The 11,167-nt window shown below is 63.4% G+C and carries 7 protein-coding genes; 4 read left to right on the forward strand and 3 right to left on the reverse strand.

Going from position 1 to position 11,167, the window contains the following annotated elements; all coding sequences use genetic code 11:
- Nucleotides 1–139: 139 nt before the first annotated feature.
- The 3 genes from LJY25_RS00360 to LJY25_RS00370 form a co-directional block, all read right to left on the reverse strand.
- Nucleotides 140–1,843, reverse strand: coding sequence for a TonB-dependent receptor (locus LJY25_RS00360; protein WP_227606233.1), 1,704 nt, complete (start codon nt 1,841–1,843; stop codon nt 140–142).
- A 197-nt stretch (nt 1,844–2,040) separates the two neighbouring features.
- Entirely contained in the window at nt 2,041–5,247 is a 3,207-nt protein-coding gene (locus LJY25_RS00365) for a tetratricopeptide repeat protein (protein WP_227606234.1), read from the reverse strand.
- 392 nt (nt 5,248–5,639) lie between these two features.
- The gene (locus tag LJY25_RS00370; protein WP_227606235.1) at nt 5,640–6,308 is read right to left on the reverse strand and encodes a helix-turn-helix domain-containing protein; all 669 of its coding nucleotides are present in this window, start codon (nt 6,306–6,308) and stop codon (nt 5,640–5,642) included.
- Between the two features lie 215 nt (nt 6,309–6,523).
- On the opposite strand from LJY25_RS00370, the gene LJY25_RS00375 reads away from it, so the two are divergent.
- From LJY25_RS00375 to LJY25_RS00395, 4 genes are all read left to right on the forward strand, one after another.
- Nucleotides 6,524–8,044, forward strand: a complete 1,521-nt coding sequence (locus LJY25_RS00375) for an MFS transporter (RefSeq protein ID WP_227606236.1) — start codon at nt 6,524–6,526, stop codon at nt 8,042–8,044.
- A gap of 351 nt (nt 8,045–8,395) precedes the next feature.
- Nucleotides 8,396–8,959, forward strand: a complete 564-nt coding sequence (locus tag LJY25_RS00385; RefSeq protein ID WP_227606237.1) for a helix-turn-helix domain-containing protein — start codon at nt 8,396–8,398, stop codon at nt 8,957–8,959.
- A 352-nt stretch (nt 8,960–9,311) separates the two neighbouring features.
- On the forward strand, nt 9,312–9,764 hold the full coding sequence (locus LJY25_RS00390) for a hypothetical protein (protein WP_227606238.1): 453 nt from the start codon (nt 9,312–9,314) through the stop codon (nt 9,762–9,764).
- Entirely contained in the window at nt 9,698–11,134 is a 1,437-nt protein-coding gene (locus tag LJY25_RS00395; RefSeq protein WP_317206567.1) for an ADP-ribosylglycohydrolase family protein, read from the forward strand. The genes LJY25_RS00390 and LJY25_RS00395 overlap by 67 nt, the downstream gene beginning before the upstream one ends.
- Nucleotides 11,135–11,167: the final 33 nt, after the last annotated feature.

Here is an 11,167-nt window from a genome sequence, read left to right on the forward strand (position 1 = left end):
GTTACGATGAAGTGGAGGCGGCAGGCGCTGCAACGGCCGGGACCTCCCGGCCGCTCCCAGCCCCGTAGGCTGCTGCGACCGGGAGGTCCCGCGCGGTATTTCAGACGACTAACGGAAGTGGCATCAACTCAGGTCAGGTTCAGAACTCGTACGAAACGCCCGCCAACACGTTGATGCCCTTCACCGGATAGTTCAGGAAACGCTCGTATTTACGGCCCAGCAAATTGTTGCCTAAAGCAAATATTGACAGTTTTTCCGAGAAACGGTAATCTGCCCGCAGGTTCAGGTCAAATATGAAGTCCGTGGGCCGCGCGGCTTCGAAGTAATACTGGGCCGGGTCAGACACGGGGTCGGGCAGGTATGCCGAACCGAAACTTGAGCTGTAGGAATACAACTCCGCGCCCAGCAGCACTTTACCGTACAGGTTGTAGCTACCGAAGGCCATGCCCTGAAACGCGGGGCGGTGGTAGGCCCGGGCCAGGGTGTGCACCTTGTAGCCGTTGTAGTCGGCCTTGACCCCGACGCGCATCTGCTCGGCGGCGTTGTAGATGATTTCGCCGTGCACGTTTACCAGCTGGGTACTTTTCCGGTCATACACCAGGTCGAACTTGGTGGAGTCGCGGCGGCTGTTGTTGTAGAAGTACAGATTCCGGTCGTTGGACAACGTCACCTTGGCATTTACTTCCAGCGCCCGGACCGGGGTGGTGTTGATGCCGAAGTAGGCCGTGGGCCCGCGGTGGGTGTCGGCTACAAGCTGGTTTTTGCGCAGCCAGGGGTTCTCCATCGTCAGGTCGTAGAGCGTCACGCGCTGCAGGCCGCCGCCCAGGCCACCGTACACCACGAACTTGTCCTCAATCAGGGTGTAGCCCACCCGGATGGCCGGGTACACGTTGAACTGCTGGGCCCGGGTCACGGTGTCGCCGGTGTAGCCCAGCGTAGCGCCCACCGACAAAGCCAGGCGGTTCAGGCTCATCTCGTAGGCGGGGGTCACCTGCACGAAGGGGCGGCTGTAGGACAGCGAGTCTTTCTGCCGGATAAACGAAAAGTCGCCGTTGACGCTGACGGTGCCTTTGTCACTGAGCTTGTAGCCGGAGCGGAGGCTGGCGTTGAAGTTGCTTTCCGAGGCCTGAAACCGGTCCTTCCAGAAGTTGAAGCCCACGCCGAAGTCATACTTGAACTGCGCGTCGGTGTCGCGGTTGCGGGCGTAGACTTTGGCGGCCAGGCGGTGGAACACCTGCTTGATGCTGTCGGCGGAGGGAGTAAAGCCCAGCGCCTCCTTGTTGTAGCCGTAGAAATTGTACCGCTCGCGGCCCAGGTCGAGCTTGGCGCCCAGCGTAGCCGGACCGTTAAACTTCTCGCCCATCAGCCCGACGCTGGTCTGGCTGACGCCCGAGTTGCGCTTGTCGACCGGGCCGTTCAGCGACGACACGTGGCTTAGGTTGAGGCCGTAGTTCAGGTCGTTGCTGCGGGTATTGTGGATGTAGGCCTTACCGTAAGCGGTGCCGTAGTTGCCGCCCCCGAGCTTGACGTAGTTGCCGGTCAGTGGGGTCTGGTCTTCCTGCCGGATGGTGAGCACCCGCACCGAGGGGTTGAGGCGGTCGGCGGGAAGGCGGAAGTCGGGATACGTGTAGTTTACCGTCCGCTCCTGCCGCGCCGGCGGGTCAATCTTCACCTTCTCGAAGTTGCGGGTGGCTTCGGGCAGCTCATTGACCCGCTCCTTCACGATTTCGATTTCGGCGTCTTCAATCTTGCCCCGCGGGGTCTGGGCCCAGGACGTATGCGGGACGGCCGCGGAAGTCAGTAGCGTGGCCAGGGCCAGCAGATGGGATGAGCGAAGCGTCATATCTTGATGGGGTCTTGAGGTCTTGGGGGGTGTGGACGGCAATCCAAAAGGCGGTCATGCAAAGGCGAAGCCGAAGCATCTCGCGTGCTGACGTATGATTACGAATCCAGCGAACCGAGCGGGAGTCCTCGCCTTCGCTCGGAATGACCGCCTTTTTTTATTTGGGAACACGTCTGATTCCTAAACTTCTGGGCTGCCTACTCCCCGCCCGTCGGGGCGGCGGTGGAGTCCGGCTGGGTGGGCTGCAGCGAGTTGCGGGTCGGGGCTTTGGCACCACCGGCCGGCGCTTTGGTGCCCGGCTTGGGAGCCGGCGCTTTGGGTGTAGTCGTTTTGCCACCGGCCGGCGCTTTCGTGCCGGGCACCGGGGCAGCGGGCGTATCAGCACCGAGGGCGCTCAGGCGCTGCCGGGCCCCTTCCACGATTTCAGCCACCGGAAACTTGTTTTCGATGATGGAGTTCAGCGTGGCCCGGGCCTGGAAGGTTTCGCCCTGGGCGGCGTACACGTCAGCAATCAGCAGAAAGGACCGGCCCAGCCAAAGGTTGTAGGAGCTGAAGGCAGAGTTGCTCTTGTAGGCGGCCTCCAGGGCTTCGGGATACTTCTTCTGCTGGAAGTAGATGCTGGCCAGCAGGTATTGGGCCTCGGCCCCGTTCTCGTCGGTGGCGGTGGTAGCGGCCGTGTTCAGCTCGGTTACGGCCTGGTCGAGGTTGCCGGCTTTCAGGCTGGCCTTGCCCAGGTACAGCAAGGCGGCGTTGGTGGCATTAAGGGCGGCGTTGCCCTGCGTGCGCAGCTCCTCGGCCACGCGGCGGGTGCCCGCAAAGTCACCGGCCTCATAGTAGCTCTTCATCAGACCGATGCCGGCCGTAGCCACCTCGCGGCGGTTCTGGGAGGCTTCGCGGAGGCGGCCGTAGAAGCGGATGGCCTCGGTGTAGTTCTTGTTTTCAAACTCCAGGTCGGCTACCCGGCCTACGGCGCGGTTGATAAACTCGCTTCTGCCTTCCTGCACCACGGCCCGCAGGCGGGTCAGGGCCTCGGCCTTCTTGCCGGTTTTCAGGTAGGCATCGCCCAGGAAGTAGCGGCCGTCGGCGGCCAGGGCGTTGCTCGGGTACTGCTTGAGGTAGGCTTCAAACTTGGGAATGGCGGCGGCGTACTTCTCGGCCAGGTACAGGGACTTGGCCGACTCGAACTCCACGCTTTCCAGGGCGTCGCTCTGCGGGTTCTGCTGCTTGAAGGCCGTCAGGTACTGGTCGAAGTCCTCGGTGCGGCCCAGCGCCGTCAGGCTCTGCTGCAGGCTGTAGATGGCGCTGCTGGCCGCCTTGCTGCGCGGAAACTGCTGGAGCACCTGCTGGAAGTCAGCCACGGCCTTTTCGTGCTGGCCGAGGTTGGCCTGGGCCGTGCCGCGCTTCTGCAGCGACGAGGGAATCAGCGGACTATTTGGCCGGTTTTCAATCAGGCGGGTAAAGCCGGCCACGGCCGGCGCGTAGTTGCCGCTCTGGTACTCGAGCTGGGCCTGCTGGTAGACGGCATCGTCGGCGTAGCGCGACTCGGGCGCGACCTTGAGCAGGGTGGCCAGCGTGCTGCTGGCTTCCTGCCGCTTGCCCATCAGCCCCAGCGTGAGGCTTTTCTGGTAGTAGGCGTAGTCCTTATCGGCGGCGTTGGCGCTGATAACCTTGTCGTAGTAGTCCAGCGCCTGCTGGTAGCTTTTCGACACGTAGGCAATGTCGCCCAGGCGCAGGGTGGCGTCGTAGTAGTTGGCGCCGGCCTTATCGGCCTGCGCGTCGTTCAGGTAAGCCTGGAACTGGGTGCGGGCGCTGCTGTACTGCTTGGTGTTGTAGTAGGCGTAGCCCAGGCCGTAGCGGGCCTTCTGGTCGAAGTCGGTTTCGGCGGCCGAGCCGCTGCGGGCCGTGCGGGCCGCCGCCGTGTAGCTCTGGATAGCTTCGGGGTAGCGCTGCCCCATGCTGAAGATTTCGCCTTTCAGCACCTGGGCCGCCGCCCGCAGGGCATCGTCCTGGGGATACTTCAGCGACTTGTCGAGCAGCGGCAGGGCCTCGTTGAACTGGCCGTTGTTGTAGTAGGTGGCGGCCTGCAGGTAGGCCACGCGCTGGTAGGTGGCGTTGAGCTTGCTGCTGCGGTCGTCCAGTCCTTCGAGGTAGCGCAGGGCCTGGGCGTAGTCGTTGGAGCTCAGGAAACTCTCGCTCAGAATGTCGTCGGCCGTGGCGCGGTTGGCTGACCGCGGAAACTTCTTGTTGAAGTCGCGCAGGGCGGCAATGACTTCGGCCGAGTTGCCCAGCTCGTAGTTGATCTGGGCGTAGCGCAGCGTGGCGTTGTCGGTCACGTTCCTGTCGAGGGCCACCTTGCGGGCGGCGTCGAGGGCGGAGAGGGCAAACTGCTTCTGGCCGGTCTGCAGGTAGCTCAGGCCCAGCGTGTAGGCCGCGTTCTGGCCCACCGAGTCGCGCTGGGCGGCCACGCTCTTCAGGCTGTTGATGGCGCCCTTGTAGTCGCCCATCTTGTAGTTGGCGTAGCCGATCTTGTACTGCACGGCGGCCGGGATGTTCTTGCGGCCCGCGGCGTAGGCGTTGAAGTACTGCGCGGCCTGGGGGTAGTCTTTTTTCTGGTAATAGGCGTCGCCGACCAGCAGCTGGATTTCCTCGGGGCTCTGCGGCAGGGGCTTCTGGGCCAGAGCCTTGGTGCCGTAGGCAATCAGCCCGTCGAGGTCACCTTCCTTGTAGAAGATCTGGCTGATGACGGCCGGCACCACGAGGCGGTAGGCATCGTTCTGCTCGGCCACGCCCAGGTCCTTGCGGGCCCCGGGAAAGTCGCCGGCCCGGAAAGCGAGGTAGCCGGCGTAGTAGTTGCTGGCGTAGCGGTACTGGTGCTGGCCCTGCTTGTTGCGGTCGAAGAGCAGCTTGGCCTTGTCGTACTCCTTTTCGGCGAAGTAGCTGTAGGCCAGCTTGAACTCCGACTCGGCCCGCTGCTCGCCCGAGAGGTTGTCGGCGGCCACGCGCTGCAGGTAGTCGGCGGCGCGGGCATAGTCCTTCTTCTCGAAATAGAACTTGCCCAGCTCGAAAAAGGCCGACGACGCCTGCGGGTGGGCCGGGTTGCGGGCCGCAAAGCCCAGCACCAGTGCCTCGGCGTCGGGGTGCAGCAGGTAGAGGCCCGACACGGCGTAGTAGTATTCGGCGTCGGTGGTACGGTCGCGCAGCTCGCCGGTGCGGCGCTGGGTCAGGTCGAGGTAGTGCTGAAAGGCCTGCTGGGCGGCGCCGTACTTGGCGCGGTCGAAGAGCTCAAGGCCTTCCTGAAAGTAGCGCTCATCGGAGGCAAACACCTGGGTTTGCTGGGCGGAGGCGGCCAGGGGCGCTGCGGCGCTGAGCGAGGCAGCCAGCGCCAGCCGGGGAAATAGCTTCATTGCGGGGCGTTACGGGAAGCGGGCCCAACGGGCCCGACTTGGTCAAAAGTAGCGAAAAATGCCGTTTAGTTGCGTGAAAAACGGCCTTTTTGCGGCTGGTAACGTTGGCGGGCGGGATTTTCGTGTGGGGTGGGACGAGCGGGCAGGGCGGGTTTTCAACTCTTACCGGCTGGTCGGACGCGCCTTCAGTACCTTCTTACCAGCCCAGGCCGCAACCCGTGTACAGCCCGAAATCAGCTACCAGCATAACTCACCGGGCGTAGCTTACGATCATCCAAAAAAGCTCGCACTGAACACAGGCCAGGTGCTCGTACCACTGCTCCCTTAGCTGCTTCAGTTAGTCAGCCGGTTCACGCCGGCTCGGGCCGGAAGCACTGATACAATGAAGCAGCTCAAGGCTCATTTCGTTTTCCAGGCTTAGCCCTGGACACCTCATGCAGGCCCGAACGGCGGTGGTGTCCGGGGTCCAGGCGCTGAAACTCGGTCGGGGTCATGCCGGTGACCTGCTTGAACTGGTTCGTGAGGTGCGCGGCACTGCGGTAGCCCAGCTGCCGGGCCACTTCGGCCACGGGGTCGTCCTGGTAGCTGAGCAGCTCTTTGGCCCGCTCCACCTTCTGCCGGATGATGTACTTCTCCAGGGTGAGGCCTTCGCGGGCCGAGAAAACCTGCGAGAGCGTGTGGTAGTCGCGGCCGAGCCGCTGGCTCAGGTACACCGAGTAGTTCAGCACGGGCCACTGCTCCACGGGGGTGTAGTGCACCCATTCCACTACGGCGGCCTTGAGCTGCTCCACTACCTGGTCGCGGGGGTCTTCCAGCAGGTCGAACCCCAACGGACCAAGTGCGGCCTGCAGCGCGGCCGGGTCGGGTTTGCCGCTGGCTGGGGTTGTGACGTCGGCGCCGCCCAGCCCGACCTGGAGCACCTGCAGGCCCTGGTGCTCCAGCTCCTGGCGCACCTGACGGGCACAGCGCGGGCACACCACCCCGCGCAGCAGCAGGCGCGTAGCCCCGGCCGGGGGAGTAACCGGTAAAGAAGTAATGAGAGAAGCGTCGGCGGGCGGCATTTGCTCCTTCAACGCAGACTTCCGGCACGCGGATGCCACCCGTGGCGGGTCTACTAATCTTGTAAGCGAGGCGAATGATTGTGTACAGCCCCCGCTAAGGGGCCTCAGTAATTTTGCACTGGTTCAAGATGGGAAGAGTCCCGGCGTTAAGGCCGCCCGATTTTTCCTGTTCACCGCTGCCGGCAACTTCCTGCCGCAGGTTATTCTACTTCGCCATGTCAACAACCATAAGCTTAACCCAAAGCGGAGCGCATCAGCAAGGTAGCCCGCACCGTCTCGCCCTGCTGGTGATTGCCACCGCCCAGCTCATGCTGGTGCTCGACGACACCATCGCCAACATTGCCCTACCCAGCATCCAGCGTGATCTGGGCGTGGACGCGGCCCTGCTGCCGTGGATTATCAACGCCTACCTGCTAGCCTTCGGGGCCCTGCTGCTCTTCGGGGGGCGTCTGGGCGACCTCTACGGGCGCCGCCGCGTGCTGCGCGTCGGCCTGGCCCTGTTCACCGGTGCTTCCCTGCTCGGGGGATTGGGGCTGAACGCTGCTATGCTCATCGGCGCCCGCGGCCTGCAAGGCATCGGCGCGGCCCTGGTAGCGCCCAACGTACTGGCCCTGATTGCCACGACCTTCCCCGCCGGCAAGCCGCGCACGTCCGCGCTGGCCGTGTACGGGGCCATGTCCGCGGTGGGCATGACCATCGGGGTGTTGCTGGGCGGTTTGCTTACGGGCCTGCTGAGCTGGCGCTGGGTGTTTTTCATCAACGTGCCCATCGGTATGGTGGTGCTGCTGGGCACCCGCATCCTGGTGGAGGGGCAGCGCAACCCCGGCAAGCTGCATCTGCTGGATGCCGTCACCGGCGCCGGCGCCATGGTGGCCCTGGCATACGGCATCACCCGCGGCGGAGAGCACGGCTGGGGCGACCCGTTCACCTTGGGTGCGTTTGCCGTGGCGCTGGCGCTGGGCGCGGTTTTCCTCGGCGTGCAGCAGCGCCGGGAGCACCCGATGTTGCCCCTAACCCTGTTCCACGACCGCACCCGTTCAGGTTCCTACGTAGTCGTGCTCTTCATCGGGGCCGCGCTGATGGCGACCTACTACCTCCTGACACTGTTTATGCAGCAGGTTCTGGGCTTCCAGCCCGTCATGGCCGGGGTGGCTTCCCTGCCGGTTAGCATCGGCATTGTACTGGCGGCGGGCGTGAGCACCAAGCTGCTGGAGCGCTTCCCGCCTCGTGCGGTGGCGGTGCCCGGCCTGCTGCTGGCCGCCGGGGGCCTGTACTGGCTCTCAACGCTGACCGTCGGCGCCTCCTATTTAGGGCACGTGCTGCCCGCCCTCTTTCTCACCTACTTTGGCCTGGGCATGGGCTTTTTACCAATGACGCTCACCACAGTTCACGGTGTGGCCCAGGAGCAGGCGGGCGTAGCCTCGGCCCTGCTCAATACGGCCCAACAAATCGGCGCAGCTCTGGGCATTGCCGTGCTCTCCACCGTTTCAACGCTGGTTGCTAACCGCCAGCTGCCCCAGGCCGCCGACGCCTTGCAACGGGGACTGGCCGGCCACGACCAGCGCCTCGTGGCCGCGGCCAACGCTGCGCTGACCCAGGGCTACACCACCGGCTTTCAGGTTGGGGCGGGCCTGTTACTTCTAGCTGCCCTGGTGGTAGCCGTCACCGTCACCCTGCCCCAAATCCAGCCCGAAGCCGAACCCGGCGCGGCGCTTGAGCCTGAGCGGGTGCTGTAAGCAGGCGTCATTTGCCAGCACTTCACCCTGGTTTTCAGTTCCTCAATCTGAAGCCATGAGCACACGCGCGTTTTAAAACCAACATTAACTGTGGGGGCTGCGTGAAAGCCGTTACCACGACCCTCAACGGCTAAGCGCCATCGTGAACTGGCAAGTGGACATCACCAGTTGCGAAATGATGCTGACTGTGACAAGCAACCTGAACAAAGCCCAGATAGTAGAGCTCGTCGAAAAGGCGGGCTTCCGAGCCGAGTTCTTCCGGGCCTAAGCCCCTGCCCTAGCGGTTTCCGTAAAAACGCCTGGGTAGAGCCCAAGCGTTTTTGCTTTCTTGACTACTATTCATTCGTTGCTATGAATCATCTGGTGCGTATCAAAGGCATGGTTTGCCCCCGCTGCATTCAAACCGTGGGGACTGTGTTCCGGGAACAGGGCTTTCCGGTAACGGAGGTGCAGCTTGGTATGGTGACCTACTATACCCATGCGGAGCAGTCCCACGACCTGACCAGGGTGCAGCAGCAGCTGGCGGCGGAAGGCTTTGAAATCCTGGACGACAAGCAGACCCGCACCCTGACCCGGCTTAAAGAGCTGGTGGATGCCTGGATTCAACAAGGGGCCGAGCACCAGCAAACGTTGGCCGCCTACGTGAGCGACGCGCTGCACCAGAACTACACTTCGCTAAGCACACTGTTTTCGACCACCCAGGGCACCACGCTGGAGCGCTACCTCATCAGTCGCCGCATCGGGCTGGCCCAGCAGCAGCTGGCCACCACCGAGGACGCGCTGGCCGTCATTGCCGACCGGCTCGGCTACAGCAGCAGTCATCATCTCTCCAATCAGTTTAAGCGGGAAACCGGCCTGACTCCCTCGCGCTACCGGGAGCTGGCGCGCGTGCAGAACGTGCCGACCGGCAAGTAGCGGGCAGCTTTTCAGCTTTCCTGATCCTATAGTAACCTGCACCCGCCCTTGGCACCACTGGCGCGAGTTCGAGGAGTGTAAGGCGTACCTCACCTTAAGGCGGAGGTTGAACCTCCACTGCCGCACTCAAGGCAAACCGGCTTCGCGTCTCAGCTTTATATACTCCATTCCGGCCCGGCGGCCGGGATGGTTTTTTCGCGAGAGTACTGAGCCAGAAAGCGCGGCATCAGGCACCAGTCAATTCCAGCGGGCTAACAGAACCTTATTTCAGGGCTGCATCCGCACTTTAGGAATGTAGAAAACCAGTCGTTTTCTTTGCTTATTCCCCAAATGCGTCCCCGTTGCCTTCTCTATGGAACCCTCCGTTTTAAATCAGCTTTTTCCTCCCAACCCCGGTGGCGGCGGCCTGCGCGGCGACCCGTACCTCTGGCAGGAACTCCGGGGCGTGTTTGCTCATCTGCAGCTACCAACCCGCCCCGACGAAATCGACGCCCTCCTGCCGCTGCTGTACCGCAACCTGGTCGGTGAGCCGCTCGTGGCGGGCCGGCAGCCGCTCGTGGAGCGTTTTCAGGGCGGCATGAGTAGTGGTCAGGTCAGGTATCGGCTGACTATTGGCTGGAACAGGGCTTTCCTATTCTTAAAAGCAAAATTCTGGAAGCTGCTGCCGCTCAAAAGCCAGCTGCTCTGTATCCCTGGGCCCCGGAAGCCGCGCTACGGTCGGCGCTGCTGGGGCTGGCGGTGGGTGATGCCCTGGGCGTCCCGGTTGAGTTCCAGAGTCGCGCGGCCCGCCGCTCCGACCCGGTAACCCACATGCGCGCCTTTGGGACCCACAACCAGCCGGCCGGCACCTGGTCCGACGATGCCTCCCTGACCTTCTGCCTGGCCGAAACCATTGCCGACGGATTCACGCTGGGCAAGCTGGCTCAGAACTGCTGCCGCTGGTACTTTGAAAATTTCTGGACGCCCCATGGCCGCGTTTTCGATATCGGCGTTACGACCCGGGAGGCGCTGCAGCGCATCAAGCAAAAGCCAGGACTGGTGCGCGCCGGCGGCACGGATGAGTACTGCAACGGCAACGGGTCCCTGATGCGGATTCTGCCGCTGGCCTTCTACCAGCCCACTGCCCCGCTGGCGCAGCGGTTCCAGCTGATCTACGACGTGTCCGCCGTCACCCACGGGCATGTCCGCTCGGCGGTGGCCTGCTTTCTGTATCTGGAAATGGCCGGCTACCTGCTGGCCGGTCACCCGCCCGAGCAGGCCTACGAGCTACTCTGCCAAAAGGCGCCGGCCCAGCTGGCTGAGCTAAACATCCCGGCCGGGGAACTCCCGCACTTCGAGCGAATCCTCAGCGGCCGACTGCCCACCCTGAGTGAGAAGGCCATCGACAGCGGAGGCTACGTGATGCACACGCTGGAGGCAGCTTTCTGGTGCCTGCTGCGCTACAACACCTTTGCCGCTACCGTACTGGCCGCCGTAAACCTGGGAGACGATACCGACACGACCGGCGCCGTGGCCGGTGGCCTGGCGGGGCTATACTACGGCGAAGCTGCTATTCCAGTGGAGTGGCGGCAGGTGCTGGTTCGACGGCCTGATATCGAGGACCTGGCCTGGCGCATGCAAACCGCGACTATAACCTCAGCCGCCTCAGTTGCCTCCCCGCCTCCCCGCCCCCTGCCCAACAGCTACTGGGCTACCCCGTCCGTGCTGGGCTGCGAGTACCCGGGTGATTTAAGCTATGACGTTGCCCGGGCCAAGCTGACCGCCCTACTCGATGCCGGCATCACCGACTTTTTTGACCTGACCGAGCTGCGGGATAAAATGAAGCCCTACGAACAGCTGCTCCAAAAGCTGGCTGCTGAGCGGGGCCTGACGGCCCGCTACCACCGGTTTGGCATTCGCGACGTGCAGGTTCCGACCCCCGAAGTGCTGGAGAGCGTGCTGGCGGAGTTGGCCGCCACCGTGGCGGCCGGGCGCAAAGCCGTTGTGCACTGCTGGGGTGGAGTCGGCCGGACCGGGACCATCATCGGCTGCTACCTGGTGCGCCACCACCAGCTGACCGGGGAGCAGGCCTTGCAGCACATCATGCAGGAATGGCAGGGCGTGGCGAAAATTCACCTCAAGCCAAACTCCCCCGAAACCGAAGCCCAGTGTGAGCTGGTGAAAAACTTTCGCTAGTTCCTGGACGGCTGCACTCCCTGGCAAGAAAAA

The organism is Hymenobacter translucens (assembly GCF_020685205.1).
Classification (GTDB): Bacteria; Bacteroidota; Bacteroidia; order Cytophagales; family Hymenobacteraceae; genus Hymenobacter; species Hymenobacter translucens.

Coding starts and splice junctions, on each gene's coding strand:
- LJY25_RS00360 (WP_227606233.1), bottom strand. CDS start 1,843: ATGACGCTTCGCTCATCCCATCTGCTGGCCCTGGCCACGCTACTGACT.
- LJY25_RS00365 (WP_227606234.1), bottom strand. CDS start 5,247: ATGAAGCTATTTCCCCGGCTGGCGCTGGCTGCCTCGCTCAGCGCCGCA.
- LJY25_RS00370 (WP_227606235.1), bottom strand. CDS start 6,308: ATGCCGCCCGCCGACGCTTCTCTCATTACTTCTTTACCGGTTACTCCC.
- LJY25_RS00375 (WP_227606236.1), top strand. CDS start 6,524: ATGTCAACAACCATAAGCTTAACCCAAAGCGGAGCGCATCAGCAAGGT.
- LJY25_RS00385 (WP_227606237.1), top strand. CDS start 8,396: ATGAATCATCTGGTGCGTATCAAAGGCATGGTTTGCCCCCGCTGCATT.
- LJY25_RS00390 (WP_227606238.1), top strand. CDS start 9,312: ATGGAACCCTCCGTTTTAAATCAGCTTTTTCCTCCCAACCCCGGTGGC.